Here is a 17,034-nt window from a genome sequence, read left to right on the forward strand (position 1 = left end):
CACGCTTCCGCAGGTCGGCGCCGCGACGGCGGTGCCGGCGAACCTCACGCTCCATCACATCCGGGGGCCTGCCCTCAGAAAGGGGGGACGAACATGATCAAGCATATGGTTCGCGAAAAAGCCGGTTATTTCTCTGCCAAGAGCGGCGAGGACGCTGGCAGGAGGGCCCCGTCCGCGCTACCGAAATGCGGGCCAGTGCTCCGGCCTTCAGGCCGGGGGTGAAGGCCCGCGCGGGAGGGCCGCCAAGGTCCGAGCGTGCTTTAACGATCAGTGTTCGTCTTGTGCCCGCTCGGTGGACTCGGCGACGTGCATGAACACCACGGCGGCGATCTTTCGCCCACGGTTGGTGACGCGGGTGATGCGCCCCCGCGTCGCTGCGTCGTTGAGCACATCGAGCACCTCGAGCACATCGGTGAACCGGCTGCGCGCTTCGGCGACGCTCATCTCTGCGGATTCCCTGCACGCCACGGCGCATGGACGCACAATTGATCCGTGCAGCTCAGGTACAACTTCCGCCTTTACCCGTCGCCGGGTCAGCGTCACGCGCTGGCGCGGGCGTTCGGGTGCGCGCGGACGGTGTTCAACGACGGGCTGCGCCTGAGGCAGGACGCCCGGATGCGGGGCCTGCCGTACATCTCGGATGGGGAGTTGTCCAAGCACGTCATCACGCGGGCCAAGGCGACGCCGCAGCGGGCATGGCTGGGCGAGGTGTCGGCCGTGCTCTTGCAGCAGGCGCTCGCGGATCTGAACGTGGCTTACCGTAACTTCTTCTCCTCGGTCACCGGGAAGCGGAAGGGGCGCAAGGTCGCCGCCCCTCGGTTCCGGTCGCGAAAGGATTCCCGCCAAGTGGTCCGGTTCACGAGGAACGCCCGATTCGCGGTGACAGCGGGTGGGAGACTCCGGCTGCCGAAGATCGGTGAGGTGGAGGTGCGCTGGTCGCGGGCTTTGCCGTCGGACCCGTCATCGGTGACGGTGGTCAAGGACTCGGCGGGCCGGTACTTCGCGTCGTTCGTCGTCGAGACCTCAAACGAACCGTTGCCCGAGACGGGTCCCGAGATCGGTATCGACCTGGGTCTCACCCATTTTGCGATCACCTCCGATGGCCGGAAGGTCGCCAACCCGCGCTTTCTGCGTCGGGCGGCCAAGCAGCTCCGCAAGGCACAGAAGGCGTTGAGCCGAAAGAAGAAGGGATCGGCGAACCGGGCCAAGGCCAAGCTCAGGGTTGCCAGGGCGTACGCCAAGGTGACCGATACGCGCCGCGATTTCGCCCACACGTTGTCCACCACGTTGATCCGCGACAACCAAGCGGTGTACGTGGAGGATCTCGCCGTGTCCGGTCTCGCGCGCACGAGGCTGGCGCAGAGTGTGCATGATGCGGGCTGGTCGCAGTTCGTCGCCATGCTGGAGTACAAGGCGAAGCGGTACGGCCGCCACTTCGGCAAGATCGACCGCTGGTTTCCGTCGTCGAAGCTGTGCTCGGCCTGCGAGACCATCACCGATTCGATGCCGTTGAACGTCCGGTCCTGGACCTGCCCCTGCGGGGCCGGCCACGACCGGGACGTCAACGCGGCGATCAACATTCTCGCCGCCGGGCAGGCGGAGAGGCTAAACGACTGTGGAGCGCGGGTAGGACCGGGAGCGATCCCGGCACCGCGCGAAGAAGCAGTAACCCGCCAGGAGCCGCACACGCGGCAGACCGGAATCTCCGTCCTTTAAGGCGGAGTGGATGTCAAGGAGCCTCCGGGTGGGTGCGGGGAACCGCCCGGTCGGTGACCCGCTTGAGCTCGAAGAACGCCTCCTCGGTGGCGAGCACCTTGAACGCGTCCCAGAGCCGCCCGGCCCGCTCGCCGGTCGGGATCTCGCTGATGACGGGGCCGAACTGGCCGGCGTGCCCGTTCACCGAGATGGTCGGGACGCCGATCAGCGACTGCTTCCGCCTCCCCGCGGGCACCAGGGCGTGCGAGGCGTGGATCGCCTCGTCCCAGGTGCCGTCGGTCCTGGCGGCGAGCAGTTCGGCGGGCAGCCCGGCGTCGGCCAGCGCGGCGGCGATCACCGGTTCCCGGGCCTCCATCGCGGCCCGCCAGCTCGCGAGACCGCCGTCCGGCGTCGTGTCTCGGGGCCGCTGGAACAGGCCGTCCTCGCCGTGGTAGCGGGTGCCGAGCGCGGTGTAGAGGTCGCCGACCGCGGCGTCCCCCGCCGCCGCCCGCGCCGCCGCGAACACCCGCAGGGTGCCCCGGCCGAGCTCGACGATCTCGCGGTACCCCTCGGACATGTCCTGCTTCTCGTTGAGCACCGCCAGGCTCATCTCCCGCCAGTTGACCGTGATGGGGCGCACCTTCCGCACCTCCAGGATCCAGCGGGAGGTGATCCAGGCCCAGGGGCAACCGGGATCGAACCAGAAGTCGACCAGATCCTCGCTCATGGGAATCCTCTTTCCACGGAAGTCCCTTCCAGGATGAGACCTCAACCACGCTGGAGGTCAAGCCGGGACCGGTCACGACGGGTGCGGCTCACCGGCTCCGCTCCCGGACGCCCCGTCAGGCGTGGCGAGCCCGCCGTCGTGTACGCGTCGGTGATCGGCGCCGTCCTTCCCGCGGTGCGAACGTCCCGTTCACCACACTTCGCGAGGGAGACGTGTTCCTCTTCCGCGCGGGCGTGGACCCACCGCCGAGGTCCAGAGCTCGCTGATCATCATCCCCGTGCGGGTGGGCCGCCGAGCCGCGATACCGTTCCATCCGTGATTCGAGACGACGGCGCCGAGGGAAGCGAACGAGCGGCGGCGATCGAAACGCCCTCCGCCGACGGGCGGACAGGCGCCTCCCGCGTGACCCTGCGCCCGGTCACCGGCCACGACCGGGACGAGTTCCTCGAACTGGCCCGCGCCAGTGTCGACCTGCACCGTCCGTGGATGGCTCCGCCCACCACGGCCGAGGAGTTCCAGGCTCTCGTCGCCCGCTACGACCAGCCCGGCGAGGAGTGCCTGCTGATCCGCGCACGCGGCACCGGAGCCATCGCCGGCATGGTCTACATCAACAGCATCATCCGCGGACGCTTCCAGTCCGGATCCCTCGCCTACGCGGCCTTCGCCCCCTCCGCCGGCCGGGGCTACATGTCCGAGGGCCTCGGACTGGTGCTGAGGTACGCCTTCGAGGACCTGCGGCTCCACCGCCTGGAGGCCCAGATCCAGCCCGGCAACGAGGCGTCCCTCAGGCTCGTCCGGCGGCTCGGTTTCAAAAAGGAGGGCCACTCACCCGGCCTCCTGTTCATCGACGGCGCCTGGCGGGACCACGAACGGTGGGCGATCACCGCGGAGATGACCGACGCCCGGCCGGTGCCTCCGCATCCGACCCGGCCGGTCCGCTGAACCGCTCCTGACCTCGGCGACCGGCGGTCCCAGGGCCTTCCCGACGCCGAGATCCCGCTAGCCGGTCGACGCGGCGCGCCGGGTGGCGGAGACGACCGCCGCCACGAGGCGTGGCGCGAGGGCCGCGGCCTGGGCGCGGATCTCCGGGATCGCCGTCGTCTCGTACAGGCTTCCGCGCCGCATGGGCCCCAGCGTGAAGATCCTGTCGTCCGGGTCTCCCGACGCGTCCAGGACCGCGCCGCCGGGGTCGGCGTCCAGCCCGAGCCGCAGCCGGTCCGGCCGGACCAGGCCGTCGGCGACGAGGCCGGCGAGGAGGGGGTCGCGGGTGATGTCGGCCCCGGGCCCGGTGGCGTTGACCAGCCAGCCGGCGTCGAGCTCCCGGACGGCGCCGTCGGCGCTCACCTGGACGCGCAGCCCGCGGGGGCCGGACGCGGCCCGGACCATCTGGCCGCGGAGCACGTGAAGGCGGCCGGTGGCCCGCAGGTCGGCGATCCTGGCGGCCGTGACGGGAGGGATCCGGTGCCGGTGGACCTCCCAGTAGCGGGCGGCGAGGCCGAGGAACCTCCTCTGGTCGTCCGGGGTGAGCCGGGCCCACAGCCGCTGGGCCTGTGGCCGCAGCCCGTCGACCACGCCGTGCCAGTCGCCGCCGTTGTCCCGCACGGCGAGGCGTACGGCGCGGAGCAGGTCGCCGACCCCCAGCGGCCCGTCCGGGATCGGCGTCGGGACCGGGGGCGGCACGGGCCGGGGGTGCGGCCTCGGCAGCAGCGCGTGCCGCGACACCGCGTAGACCACGGTCTCCGGGTGCGCCCGGGTGACGGTCACCGCCACGTCCACCATGGTCAGCCCGGTCCCCAGCACGAACACCGGCGCGCCGTCGCGGATCCCGGCCAGCGCGTCCGGCGCCCACGGATCGGCGACGTAGCCGGGGCTCCCGGCGTCCACGATCGGCGGCCGGGCGGACTGGGATCGGTTGCCCAGGGCGAGGACGGCCGCCTCTGCGTCGATCCGGCCGCCGCCGGACAGGTGGAGCCGCACCCCCCGGTCCCGGGTCAGGGCGCTCACCGTGCCGGTCACCCTGCGCACCACGCGGACGGGCCACTCCTCGGCACCGGCCAGCAGGTCGCGGAGATAGCGGCCGTACGTCCGTCTCGGCAGGTAGTCGGCGGCGGAGACGTCCAGTCCGTCGTCGAGGGCCCAGCGCAGGAGGTGGCCGGGGTCGTCGTCCAGCCCGCTCATCTTGTTCGCGCAGGCGTTGAGGAGGTGGTGCGGATCAGTGGTCGAGTACGCCTGTCCCAGCGCGTGCCGTCCGTACTGGTCGATCAGCACGACCTCCAGCGGCGTGTCCCGCGCCCGCGCCTCGCGGAGCAGGTGGACCGCCGCCAGCGTGCCGCTCGCGCCGCCGCCCACGACGGCGACCGTTGGGGAACCTGACACGCGACCCAGCATAACCTACTATTCCTGTAGGGTATACAGGATAGTGAGGATGTGGCGCGTCCCGGGGCCCGGAAGGGTGAAGTCGTTCAGGATCTCCCGGCCGCCCCTGTCGCCACGGTGAGACGCAGGCGGCGGGGGGCCTCGGCGAGGGGCTCCGGCAGCCTCAGCGGTCCGGCGCCGGGTGTGATCGCGCCGAGGAGTCGGGGACCGGACGCGCCCGTGCAGCCGGGAACCGTCGCGGGCAGCCCGTGCGCGGTCAGCCAGCCGAAGAGCGAGAAGGCGATCGCCTCCTTGGCGTCGGCGGGGACGCCCAGCTCGTCGCTCGGCACGATCCGCGCGCCCCCGGCCCGCGCGGCCAGCATGGCCATCAGGACCGGGTTGCGCACCCCGCCGCCGGAGACGACCACCGTTTCGAGGCGGTGGCGGCGGATCTCCGCCGCGACGGTCTCGGCGGTGAGCGCGGCCAGCGTCGCCAGCAGGTCGGGCAGGGGCAGCCCGTACGGCGACGCCGCCCTGGCCAGGTAGCCGGGGTGGAACAGCTCCTTGCCGGTGCTCTTGGGCGGCGGCGCCCGGTAGTACGGCTCGGCCAGCAGGTCCTCCAGCAGCCCCCGGTGTACCTCTCCCGAGGCGGCGAGACGGCCGTCCTCGTCGTAGGGCGCGCCCGTGGCGGCCGACACCGCCGCGTCCATCAGCGCCGACGCCGGGCCGGTGTCGTAGGCCGTCCCCGCGTCCCGCACGGTCAGGTTCGCGATCCCGCCCAGGTTGAGCGCGCCGCTCGGCCCCGGCAGCCCGGCCAGGAGCAGCAGGTCGAGGTAGGAGACCAGCGGGGCGCCCTGCCCTCCGGCGGCCACGTCCCTGGCCCGGAGGTCGGAGACCACCGGCACGCCGGTCCGCTCGGCGATCCAGGCGGGCTGGCCCAGCTGCAGCGTGCCGCGCGCCCGGCCGTCCTCCACCCAGTGGAACATCGTCTGCCCGTGCGAGCAGATGAGATCCACCGGCCCGCACGCCTCGGCGGCGTCGGCGAACGCCTGGCCGATCAGGGTGTCGAGCCGGCACACCTCGGCCATGTCGGCCGGGTTCGGCGGCAGCGCTCCGGCGACGCGCTCGCGGAGCCGTCCCCCGTACGGCCGCGCGCCGGTGTGCTCGACGGCACCGGTGAGCACGTCGCCGTCCGGGGACCAGTCCACGATCGCGCTGTCGATCCCGTCGTGGGACGTCCCCGACATCAACCCCAGTACGCGCATGCCCACCTCCCCTCTGGACTACCTCCCCGGATCCCGCCCGGCCCTCACCGCGCGGCGGCCGGCGCTGGGCGGGCTGAGGCGACCGGCCCGGTCGACGGCCACCACGTGGTAGTGGGCGCCCACGGTGCCCGCCGGGTCCACCCAGCGCAGGTCACGGCCCGCGGGGACGGTCGCGATCAGGTGCCGGGCGTCGGCGAGGTCGCCGGGCCTGGCCGGCCGGTCGAGCCGGAAGATCGCGTACTGGAACGGGACGTCCCGGCCGGTGGCCAGGACGCGCAGCTCGACGCCACCGTCCACCAGGCGGGCGAGGGGGACGAGCGGGCGGCCCGGGGCCCGGCCCGAGGCGAGCCTGGGCAGCAGCGGGGGCAGCGCGGGACGGGTGTAGTGGCCGGTCACGACGGCGCTGATCGAGCCGATCCGGTCGTCGCGGACGTCGCCGGAGTTGTACCAGATGTCGCCGCCGACCTCGGGGTGGTCCTGGTTGAGGGTGAGGTGCCTGCTGAGCTCGTCGGGCCGGGACCACTCGACGGGCTGGCCCGCCGCCCCGGCCTTGTAGGCCGCCTGGCCGATCCACAGCTGCGTGCCCGTGCCCGCCGCCACGTCGGACCACCAGGGGACCAGCTTGGCGTAGTCGGCGTTTGACTGGCCGATGTACCAGTAGAGCTGCGGCGCGATGTAGTCGAGCCAGCCCTTCTTGACCCAGCCGCGCGTGTCGGCGTGCAGGTTGTCGTAGGACTGGCCGCCGCCGGTCTCCGAGCCCAGGGGGTCGGTGGCCCGGTTGCGCCAGATGCCCGAGGGGCTGATGCCCCAGGCGACCTCGGGCTTGGCCCGCCGCACCCGCTGCTGCATCTCCCGTACGAGAAGGTCGACGTTCTCGCGCCGCCAGGCCGCGAGGTCGGGGAAGCCGCCGCCGTGGCGGGCGTAGGCCTCGCTGTCGTCGAAGGCGGTGGTGTTGACCGGGTAGAAGTAGTCGTCGAAGTGCAGGCCGTCGATGTCGTACCTGGTGACCGCGTCCATCATCGCGTCCTGCACGAAGGCGCGGACCTCGGGCATGCCGGGGTTGTAGTAGAGCTTGCCGCCGTAGGGGACGATCCATTCGGGGTGCCTGCGGCCGGGGTGGTCGGGGTGCAGCAGGGCCGGGTCGGCCTGCATCGACACCCGGTAGGGGTTGAACCACGCGTGGAAGGCCAGGCCCCGCCGGTGGGTCTCCGCCACGAGGAAGGCCAGCGGGTCGTAGCCGGGGTCGCCCCCCTGGACGCCGGTCAGATACTGCGACCAGGGCTCGTACGGGGAGGGCCAGAAGGCGTCGGCGGTGGGCCGGATCTGCACGAACACCGAGTTGAGCCCGCGGGCCCGCGCCAGGTCGAGCCAGGCGACGTACTCGGCCTTCTGCTGCGCGGCGCTCAGCCCGGTCCTCGACGGCCAGTTGATGTTCACGACCGAGGCGATCCACATGCCGCGCATCTGGCGCAGCGGCGGCGCCCCCGCGGCCCCGGAGGAGCCCTCATGGAAGGTCCCCGAGGAGCCCTCATGGGAGATTCCGGAGGAGGCGGAGGCCGGGGCCCGGCCGGACAGGGGCACGGCGGTCGCCGCGGCGGCGAGGGCGAGGCCGCGCAGGACGGCTCGCCGGCTGGATGAGCTCATGCGGACTCCAGGGGGGTTCGGCCCCTGACGGCGGGCCGGGGGCCGGGCGCCGCCGGGCCGCCGCGAGGGCGGGCGCGAAGGAACATGAGGACGGGCACGAGAACGGACGCGGAGATGATCGCGAAGCCGGTCACGGGGTCACAGGATCACGGGGTTCTCGATCGCGAGAATGACAGAAAGCTACTTTGAAGGCAATGATAATGAAGAAAATTGTCATTGATGGGTAATCTGCCTTGAGACATCTCCCTGCACCGACCCGTCGGAAGACGCCTGCCTCGATCGAGAAGGTGACCGCATGCCCCATCGCAGCCCCGACCTGGCCCGGCTGGCCATGACCGTCCTCCAGCCGGGTTTCGACGGCACGGAGCCGCCCGGGTGGCTGCTCCGCGCGCTCGGCGACGAGGGACTCGGCGGGACCGTGCTGTTCGCCCGCAACCTCACCGGCCTCGACCACACCGCCGATCTGGTCGCCCGGCTGCGCGCGGAGAACCCCGCCGCGGTGATCGCGGTGGACGAGGAGGGCGGATCCGTCACCCGCCTGCAGGCGACGCGGGGCAGCTCGTGGCCGGGCAACCGGGCACTGGGCGTGGGCGACGACGTCGAAAGGACCCGGCTGGTCGCCCAGGAGATCGGCCGCCTCCTCGCCTCGGCCGACATCACCCTCGACTACGCCCCGGTGGCGGACGTCAACGCCAACCCGGCCAACCCGGTGATCGGCGTCCGCTCCTTCGGCGCCGATCCCGGGCTGGTCTCCCGGCACACCGCGGCCTGGATCTCCGGGCTCCAGGGGGCCGGGGTGGCCGCCTGCGCCAAGCACTTCCCCGGCCACGGCGACACTCACACCGACTCCCACCACGCCCTGCCGACCGTGCACGTCTCCCCCCGGCTCCTCGCCGAACGCGATCTGCCGCCCTTCCGCACGGCGGTGGCCGCCGGGGTCCGGGCCGTCATGTGCGGGCACCTGCTGATCCCGGCCCTCGACCCGGAGAACCCCGCGACGCTGAGCCGGAGGATCACGACCGGGCTGCTCCGCGAGGAGATGGGGTTCACCGGCATGATCGTCACCGACGCCATCGAGATGCGCGCCGTCGCGGCACTCCACCCGCCGGGGGAGATCGCGGTCCGGGCCCTGATGGCCGGGGCCGACGCGGTCTGCGCGGGCATCTCCTCCCCCGGGGGCGAGAACGTCCACGAGCTGCGCGACGCCATCGTGGACGCCGTACGGGAGGGCAGGCTCGGCGAGGACCGGCTGGCCGAGGCCGCCTCCCGCGTCCTCGCGCTGTCCGGCTGGTACGCCTCGGACGCCGCCGCGGAGGCGCGGGCGGCGGGGAACGCCGCCCGGGGCACGGGGAGCGAGGGCGAGGAGCTCGGCCTGCGGACCGCCCGCGCGGCCATCCGGGTGACCGCCACGGGCGCCCCGACCGTGCTCTCCGGACCGCCGTTGGTCGTCGACATCGCCCCCCGGCTGAGCGAGGCGGTCGAGCCGGGCATGCTCACCGGTCTCATCGGCGCCTTCACCGAGTTGCTGCCGGACACCGTCGGCCACGTCGTCACCGTGGAGACACCCGAGCTGCCCGACCTGGGTGACGGGGGCCGCCCGCTGGTGATGGTGGTGCACGACGCCGGGCGCCACCCCTGGGTCGGCGAGCTGCTGGCGCGGGCCGTCGCGCTGCGCCCCGACACCGTGGTGGTCGAGACCGGGATGCCCGGCGAACCCTCCGGAGCCGTGTACGTGACCACGAACGGCATCTCCCGGGCTTCGGCCCGCGCCGTGGCCCGCTGGCTGACCGGCGACCAATAGGCTGATTTATGACATGAAAGGCGTTTAATGAATGTCCTCGATGGCCCCACCCCCGTGAACCTGGTGGCCACGGTGAGGGCCGTCCTGCCCTCCCTCACCCCCGCGGCTCAGTCCATCGCCCGCCTCATCCTCGACGACCCCGGCGTGGTGGCCCGCAGCACCATCACCGAGTTCAGCGCGGCCTCCGGTACCAGCGAGGCCACGATCGTGCGCACCGCCAGGGCCCTGGGCTTCGCCGGATACTCCCAGCTGCGCTTCGCCCTGGCCGCGGCGGTGGCCAGGGACGAGCCCGAGCGGCTGGTTCCCGGCGACCTCGGCCCCGACGACCCGCTGACCGACGTGATCGCGAAGGTGGCCAGGGCCGAGTCCGAGGCACTGGCCGACACCGCGGCGCAGCTCAACCCCGACCGGCTGGGCATGGTGGTGGAGGCGGTGGCCGGGGCGCGCAAGGTCGACGTCTACGGGGTCGGCGCCTCCGGGCTCGTGGCGGCCGACATGGCGCAGAAGCTGATGCGGATCGGCCTGCCCGGTCACGCCTACACCGACGCGCACCTGGCGCTGACCAGCGCGGCACTGGTACGGGACGGCGACGTCGCGGTGGCGGTGAGCTGCACCGGCGAGACCCCCGACGTGCTCGCGCCCATGCGCGTCGCGCAGCGGGCGGGCGCGACCACGGTGGCCATCACCAACAACCCGCGCTCCTCCCTGGCCGGGCTCGCCGACCACGTCCTGGTCTCGGCGGGCCGGGAGACCGCCTTCCGCCCGGGAGCGCTGGCCAGCCGGATCAGCCAGCTCCTGATCGTCGACTGCATCTTCGTCGGCATCGCCCAGCGCACCTTCGAGACCTCGGACGCGGCCCTGAGGGCCACCAGGGACGCCATCGACGGCTTCAGAACCGACTACCGCCGCCGGAGCAGACCTTCCGGTCCCGGGCCTTCCCGGTAAATCTTGAGGTGGGCCGGGACGGCCCGGGGGGGGCTGGTTCACCCTCAAGGACTCCGGCAAGACGTACGGCGGCGGCTCCGGCTTCCCCGCGCGGGGAAGCCGGAGCCGCCGGTCGTCGTCATGGCCCGCTACGGCGAGGTGTCACCCCCGCCGGGGCGCGGGCCCGCCCCGTGTCCCGCCCGGCCGCCGCCGTCCCGGTAGACGGGGTCCACGAAGGCGGACCCGGTCAGGCCGATCAGCACGACGAGCCAGGAGAAGACGGCCGGATCGGCCCACACCGCCGTGGCGGCGCACAGCACGACCGTCACGGCCGCGATCCCGAGGTTGCGCGGCCTGCGAAAGGTCGCGGCGAAGCGCACGATCATCCAGCTTCTCGTCATGGCCTCGGCAGGTTGTACGGAGCCTTGGTCATATCGGGGCTGAACTTTATCGGCTTCAGCTTCCACTGCCAGTGGTACTTGTTCAGAAACTTCGCTCCCCAGATGAAATCGGTCCTTGGCGTCACGGCGGGAAGATTGGGGGTACCCCGCGTGAGCCGGACCGCGGCGACGCCCCTGGCCGTCTTGTAGGCGTCTCGGGCGCCCTGGTAGGCGCGGCCCATACCGCCGGAGAAGGCACCCTTGGCGCCGACCTTGCCGAAGTCGGCCCAGTTCCAGGTGTCCTGACCCGCGTTGACCATGGTGTATCCGGCCAGGCCTATGGCGGTGCCGGCCACGAGCCCGCAGACGATGGAGACCCCGCAGCCGACGACGACACCGAGCAGGCTCCCCTTCATGAGGATCTCCCCGGTGAAGTCCAGCGACTTCCTCCACCACGGCTTCTTCTTCTTGGTCTTCTGCGCGGACGCCTCCTTCTGTCGCTCGAGCCGCTCTATCTCGCGCGCCTGCCTGAGCTTCTCGGCGTTGATCCTGTTGATCTCCTCCTGGTACCTGCGCGCCTGCTCTTCGTAGAGCCGGAGGTAGCACTGCTGGGTGGTGCAGTTGGCCGCGCTCATCTGGGGGCCCGACCTCGTGCCACTGGAGGACCCGGAAGACCCGGAGGACTTGGATTTGCCCTTCTTGCCGGGCTTCTTGGCCTTCTTGGGCTTCTTGGCCGGCTGGCCGTCGGGACGGATGCCCTCGTTGGCGCACTCCGTGTCGTTGCAGACCCGCTCGCCCGAGGCGTCGTGCCAGGTGACCGGGTTGTTGCTGGCGTAGGCGTAGCCGTTGATCTGCTGCGGATCGGTGAGATCCATGACCGGGTCGGCGGAGACGAACCTGCCGGTGTCGGCGTCGTACTCGCGGGCACCGAGTTTGGTCAGGCCCATCGTCTTGTCGATCGTGCCGCCGACGAAGCCACGCTCCCCCGGCCAGGAGGCCGGGTCCGTGCCGCGTACGGCGCCGTAGGGCGTGGTCGAGCGGCGGACGTAGGCCAGGGTGGTGGCGTTCACCGACAGCTCGCCGGTGTCGTGGTGGTCGGCCAGTACGTAGCTGACCCCGCCGCCCGTGGTACGGACCACGGTCGCCTCCGGGACCTCGTAGTAGCGGGTGCCGTCGACCTTGGCCGTCGCCCTGGTGAGCTTCAGCTCCTGGCCGCCCAGGTAGAGGGTGACGGCGTCGGGGTCGCGACGCAGCAGCCGCTCGCCGTCGGCGTCGTAGACGAACGACGTCTCCTTGCCCCCGACCGTGGAGGTGCCCAGGCGCCCCTCGGCGTCCCAGGTCATCCCCTGGTCGCCCAGCGCGGTGACCCGCCGGGTGGTGTTGCCGGTGTCGTCGTACTCGTAGCTGTCGGTCCGCGCGCCGGGGCCGGTGGAGGCCACCTGGCTCAGGGTGTGCGGTCGCACCTGGCCCGGCGCGGGATAGGTGTAGGTCCGCACGGTGTCTCCGGTGTCTCCGGTGCCGCCGCCGACGGCGTGGCGGGTCTCGGAGGTCCGGTTGCCCACCGCGTCGAACCCGAAGCTCTGCCAGTACGGCTCGGGCCCGCCGACCGTGGCGGTGGACGGGTCGCCCGCGCAGTCGTCGAGGGCCGTCCACGCCTTGGTCAGCCTGCGCAGGTGGTCGTAGCGGTAGCACTGGGTGTCGGTGCGGGTCTTGTCGTCGCGGTCGTTGCGGACCTTGACGATGTTCCCGGCCGCGTCGTAGGAGTAGACGACGTTGTCCATCGTCTGCGGCCCGGTCTTCTCCCGGTCGTTGAGGACCTGGGCCAGACGCCGGGTGACGTCCTCGTACACCAGCGTGTGCACGACCCTGGAGCCGACGGTGCCGAGCACGGTCTGCAGCACCTCGCCGTAGGGCGAGTACTGCGTGCCGTTGGCGTAGACCTGGGAGCCGTTGTTCAGCGAGGCGGGGTTGCCGAAGGTGTCGTACCCGTGGCTGAGGGTCTCGGCGGGCAGGCCACCGACGGCCGGGTAGGAGGTGGTCGCGACCGTGCCGGTGACCGGCCGGTAGGTGGTGCCCGTGGTGTAGGTGCCCGCGAGCGCGCCCTCGGCCGCCGGGATCGTCACCGTGGTGCCGGTGCCCCGGCCCACGGCGTCGTAGCCCTTGACGGAGGTCGTGTAGGCGTTGCCGTTCTCCCACCGGGTGTCGGTGACCGGCAGGCCCTTGCCGCCGGGCAGGGTGTCGTAGGACCACTCGGCCCGCTTGGTCGCGCCCTGGCTGAGCGAGACCTTGCGGTCGAGGTCGTCGTAGACGTAGGTGAGGGTGACCTTGCGCGCGTCGGTGCTGGTCTCCAGGTTGCCCGCCGCGTCGTAGGTGAACTTCGTCAGGCCCTTGTCGGGGTCGGTCGTCTGGACCTGGTCGCCGCGTACGTCGTAGTCGTAGGTCCAGGTGTTGCCCGCCGGGTCGACCACGGTGTCGAGCCGTCCCGCCGGGTCGTAGGTGTACTTGGTGGCCTCATAGGCGGAGGCGGGCGCGTCGAAGACCGGTTCGCGGTCCCGGTACTGACGCAGTTCGGTGGTACGTCCCTCGGAGTCCAGGACGGTAAGGGTGGCCGTGTCACCCTCGGGCGGGGTGATGGCGGTGTAGTTGCCGCCGTGTACCGTGTCGGTCCGCCACTTCGCCACGTTCAGCGACTTGTAGATCTCCGCGACCGTACGGTCCTGCCCGTCGAAGACGGTCTCGGTCTGGGTGGGGACCAGGTTGTCCGCCACGCTGAGCAGGGTGGCGGTGGGGGCGGCGGAGTTCCAGTAGACGTCGTTGGTCTTCCAGACCCGGCCGTGGGAGTCGTAGAAGTTGTCCTGGACCACCCTGCCGCCGGTGGGCGCCGCCACCTGCGTCTGCCGCTGCCGCAGCAGGCCGTCGTACAGCGTGATCGTGGTCTTGTACGTGCCGTTCTCCAGCAGGTCCTTCTTGGTCACCGCGGTCGGGACCGTGGTGGAGGGGGCGTAGGAGAAGGTCATGCTGGCGCTCGCCGTCTTGGCACGCCCTCCCATCCAGACCGCGGTGAGCCTGCCCAGCGCGTCGTGGTCGGTGTAGGACATCCGGCCGTTGAGGTCCTTCTCCGACAGGACCAGGCCCCGGGTGCCGTCCAGGGTGATCGTCGTCGCGTGGCCCTTGACGTTGGTCACGGTCTTGGCGGTGGGGAACGCGCCGGTCGCCGGACTGTAGGTGGTCGTGGTCGGACGGCCGAGCTCGTCGACGGAGGACACGCCCCGGCCGTAGGCGTCGTACTCCTGGGTGGTCTCGGTGTGGACCGGCCTGCCCTCGTCGTACTTCCACAGCTTCTCGGTCCGCGTGACGCCGGCCCTGCCCACGGCGGGCGCGGCGCCGAGCGCCTGCTTGTCGTAGTACAGCCGCTCCTCTCCCACCGTGTTCGCGGCGGAGGCGGGCGTCTGGCAGGTCGCCGACGTCGTCAGCGTGGAGGCGGGGTAGCCGACCAGCCAGTTGGTCGTGTCCCTGGTGGCGTAGGTGGTGCGCCTGCACTCCTCGTCACCGGTGACCGACAGGTCGCCCTGGTCGCCGACCTGGGTGACCAGGCCGTCGCCGTTGTAGGACGAGTCGACCTGGGTGCGCCGCCACGCCGTACCGCTCGCGGTGGTGATCAGGGTGCGGGCGCGGACCTTGGCGACGTCCTGCATCCGGGCGGTCAGCGCGGGCAGCCCGGGGCGGGCGCGGGTGGCGGTGACGGCCGACAGCCACGGGTCGGAGACGCTCGCCGTGGCGATCTGGCCGTTCTCGCCGGTGTAGGTGACGAGCTCGCGCGAGGTCCCGGCGAGGACGTCGGCGTCGTCGACCTTGGCCCCCTCCGAGTCCGCGACCGTGACGTTCCGCACCGAGCCGTCGGCGAGCTTGTCGCCGTCCATGCCCCGGTAGTAGATGGTGTCGCTCTGCGTCCGGTTCTGCTCGCCCTCCTTCGTCCGGACCTGCCCATAGCCGCGGAACATGTTCCACGTCCGGTGCTTGTCCAGGGTGAACTCGGAGTCGTCGCGGCGCCAGGCCGCGCCGCCGAGGTACTCATAGGAGGTGACCTTGGACTCCGAGCCCGAACCGGCCACCTTGTCGTCCTCGACGACCTTCGTCACGACGTACTTGTGGAACCAGTCCTTGATCGGGTCGATGTAGCCCTCGGGCGACCAGAAGGCCGGGAAGCAGCGCTTGGTGTTGGTGTCGGGCTGGGGGGTGGCGCCGTAGGTGCACTCCTTGGCGGAGTAGGTGACCAGCGTGTCGGCGCCCGACTCGGAGCTGATCCTGGTGAGGCGATACTTGTTCAGCGGCGGGCGGCCCTCGGCCGCGTCCACCCGGTTCTCCATCAGCGTGCCGCCGAACGTCACGGCGGGCAGCGTGATCGCGGTGCCGGCGGCCTTGCCGGTGTGCGTGACCGACGACAGCCACAGCGCGGCGCTGGAGGCGTCACCGCTGCCGGGGAACTGCTGGGCCAGGGCCCAGGAGTCCACGTCGGCGTAGGCGGTGCCCTTGAGCACCTGGGTGGTGATCGAGGTGAGCCGCTTGCGGGACCAGAAGGTGGGGGCGATCGTCTTGCACGTCTTGTCGACGGTGCAGTTCTGGTCCACCGGGGTGTCCGGCCAGTTCGCCGCGTGCGCGACGTCGAAGGTGGTGCAGGCGGACAGGCACCGCTCGCTGACGCCGAAGACGACCTTCGCCGGGGCGGTCGCGTAGACCTGGCCGGAGCGCAGGCCGTACTCGATCCGGTTCAGGTAGCCGCCGCGCGTGTAGGAGGCGGTGGCGGTGGACGCCTTGTTCTTGGCGTAGGCGCCGGTCTCCTTGGTGTAGTAGTACGCCATGGCGTTGCCCTGCGGGTCCACCACGTAGTCGAGTTGCCAGCGCCACATCTGGTTACAGAAGGAGTCGGCGTAGGCCGAGGCGCGGCAGGGATCGCCCGAGTGGTTGCCGGCGACCGGGACGGCGCGCCCGGAGCCGGTCTCCGGCTTGCCGGTGCTCCAGCCGGGCAGCCGGTTCTTGCCGAACCAGTACTGGGTGCCGTCGGTCTTGGTGATCCGCCAGTACTCGTTGTCGTTGTCGCCGTTGGCGGTGTCGCTGGACGTGCCGTTCAGGTGCTCGACCCTGGAGCCGTCGTCGTCGGCCAGCCGCCACCTGCCGGTGGCGTCGTCGCGGACCAGGGCGGTGGAGGCGCCGTCCATGCTGAGCGTGGCGTTGTCGGACTTCCAGCACAGGTCGCCGACCTTGTCGGGGCTGTTGGAGCCCTCGCCCCTGTCGTCCTTGCAGGCCACGTAGTTGCGCTCGATGTAGCCGGGGTCGTAGTCCCAGCCCTCGCCCACCCATGACGGCTGGTTGTTGGTGGCCGCGGTCCTGCCGTCCACCGAGACCGAGGAGTAGGACAGGCTCACGTCCGGGTCCAGCTCACCGGGGGAAGGCGGCACGTCGATGTCGTAGCCGTAGCCGAAGGAGCCGGAGTTACCGCCGCCGGACCACTCGCCGGAGGGCGACAGGGAGGTGGCGGTGTAGGTGCCGCTGGAACCCGCGGGCGCCGCCGCGGCGGCCAGCACGGTCGCGCCGGCCACGTCCACCTCGGCGGCCAGCGTGCCGGCCGCGGTGTCGTTCTTGGTGATGAGCGGCCGACCGGTGCGGCACTCGTCGCGTTCCGGAGTGGTCAGCGCGCACTCGGGGAGCTGGACCAGGGTGAGCCGGGAGGCCCAGTCGGCGCCGAAGGCGCCCTTGAGGGTGCCGTAGCCGACCTCGACGGCCGACCGCTCGGCGCCGCTCTCGCCGTCGGCGCGGCGCAGCGTCAGCAGCAGACCGTCCACGCCGGCGCGCTGGGCGGCGGCCCGGTCGGCGACCTCGACCCGGACCTTGGCCGGGCCACGGGCCAGCCGCACCGGCAGGTTCCCCGCCGCGCGACGGGGTCCCAGCTCGGCGGCGCCCGTGGGCCAGGCGACCGGCGCCGGCGCCTTCCACGGGCGGCGGTCGCTGTCACTGGGCGGCGTGGCGGCGTCCTTCGCCACGGTGCCGCCGCCGACCGATTTCTCCTTCTGGACGGGTCGGATGGTGAAGTCGGGGACCTGGGCGGTCGCGGGCGGGACCTGGAGCACGGAGCTCACCATCACGCCGGTGACGACCATGGCGATCAGGCGGGCGGTACGGGTCCGGCCCGCGTACAGCAGCCGGCGGGTATGGCCGGCCGCGGGTGTCTGCGTCATCCGATGCGTT

Annotated in this window: 11 protein-coding genes; 4 read left to right on the forward strand and 7 right to left on the reverse strand. The window is 71.8% G+C overall.

Translation table 11 applies throughout. The annotated features are described in order from the left end of the window. Window positions 1–267 precede the first annotated feature (267 nt). A complete protein-coding gene (locus tag OG587_RS32625) occupies window positions 268–444 on the reverse strand; it encodes a hypothetical protein (RefSeq protein WP_329082121.1) in 177 nt (58 codons plus the stop codon). A 48-nt stretch (window positions 445–492) separates the two neighbouring features. On the opposite strand from OG587_RS32625, the gene OG587_RS32630 reads away from it, so the two are divergent. Continuing rightward, entirely contained in the window at window positions 493–1,716 is a 1,224-nt protein-coding gene (locus OG587_RS32630; protein ID WP_329082123.1) for an RNA-guided endonuclease InsQ/TnpB family protein, read from the forward strand. A 13-nt stretch (window positions 1,717–1,729) separates the two neighbouring features. On the opposite strand, the gene OG587_RS32635 is transcribed toward OG587_RS32630, so the two are convergent. Further along, window positions 1,730–2,422, reverse strand: a complete 693-nt coding sequence (locus OG587_RS32635; protein ID WP_329082125.1) for a DsbA family protein — start codon at window positions 2,420–2,422, stop codon at window positions 1,730–1,732. A 315-nt stretch (window positions 2,423–2,737) separates the two neighbouring features. Here OG587_RS32635 and OG587_RS32640 point away from each other — a divergent pair, with 315 nt between their 5' ends. Beyond that, entirely contained in the window at window positions 2,738–3,364 is a 627-nt protein-coding gene (locus tag OG587_RS32640; protein ID WP_329082127.1) for a GNAT family N-acetyltransferase, read from the forward strand. A 57-nt stretch (window positions 3,365–3,421) separates the two neighbouring features. On the opposite strand, the gene OG587_RS32645 is transcribed toward OG587_RS32640, so the two are convergent. The 3 genes from OG587_RS32645 to OG587_RS32655 form a co-directional block, all read right to left on the reverse strand. Then, the gene (locus OG587_RS32645; RefSeq protein ID WP_329082129.1) at window positions 3,422–4,798 is read right to left on the reverse strand and encodes an FAD/NAD(P)-binding protein; all 1,377 of its coding nucleotides are present in this window, start codon (window positions 4,796–4,798) and stop codon (window positions 3,422–3,424) included. Window positions 4,799–4,884: 86 nt separating this feature from the next. Further along, window positions 4,885–6,042 carry an anhydro-N-acetylmuramic acid kinase gene (locus OG587_RS32650; protein WP_329082131.1) on the reverse strand — a complete coding sequence of 386 codons (1,158 nt, stop codon included), beginning with the start codon at window positions 6,040–6,042 and terminating at the stop codon, window positions 4,885–4,887. 18 nt (window positions 6,043–6,060) lie between these two features. Then, entirely contained in the window at window positions 6,061–7,686 is a 1,626-nt protein-coding gene (locus OG587_RS32655) for a glycoside hydrolase family 10 protein (RefSeq protein ID WP_329082132.1), read from the reverse strand. A gap of 295 nt (window positions 7,687–7,981) precedes the next feature. Here OG587_RS32655 and OG587_RS32660 point away from each other — a divergent pair, with 295 nt between their 5' ends. Together OG587_RS32660 and OG587_RS32665 are read left to right on the forward strand one after the other, a co-directional pair. Then, window positions 7,982–9,487, forward strand: coding sequence for a glycoside hydrolase family 3 protein (locus OG587_RS32660; RefSeq protein WP_329082134.1), 1,506 nt, complete (start codon window positions 7,982–7,984; stop codon window positions 9,485–9,487). A 27-nt stretch (window positions 9,488–9,514) separates the two neighbouring features. Further along, a complete protein-coding gene (locus tag OG587_RS32665; RefSeq protein ID WP_329082135.1) occupies window positions 9,515–10,432 on the forward strand; it encodes a MurR/RpiR family transcriptional regulator in 918 nt (305 codons plus the stop codon). Window positions 10,433–10,560: 128 nt separating this feature from the next. Here OG587_RS32665 and OG587_RS32670 read toward each other — a convergent pair whose 3' ends face one another. Both OG587_RS32670 and OG587_RS32675 read right to left on the reverse strand, forming a co-directional pair. Continuing rightward, a complete protein-coding gene (locus OG587_RS32670; protein WP_329082137.1) occupies window positions 10,561–10,812 on the reverse strand; it encodes a hypothetical protein in 252 nt (83 codons plus the stop codon). After that, on the reverse strand, window positions 10,809–17,024 hold the full coding sequence (locus OG587_RS32675; protein ID WP_329082139.1) for an RHS repeat-associated core domain-containing protein: 6,216 nt from the start codon (window positions 17,022–17,024) through the stop codon (window positions 10,809–10,811). Before OG587_RS32675 ends, OG587_RS32670 begins: the two co-directional genes overlap by 4 nt. Window positions 17,025–17,034: the final 10 nt, after the last annotated feature.

The organism is Streptosporangium sp. NBC_01469, from assembly GCF_036227305.1.
Lineage (GTDB): Bacteria > Actinomycetota > Actinomycetes > Streptosporangiales > Streptosporangiaceae > Streptosporangium.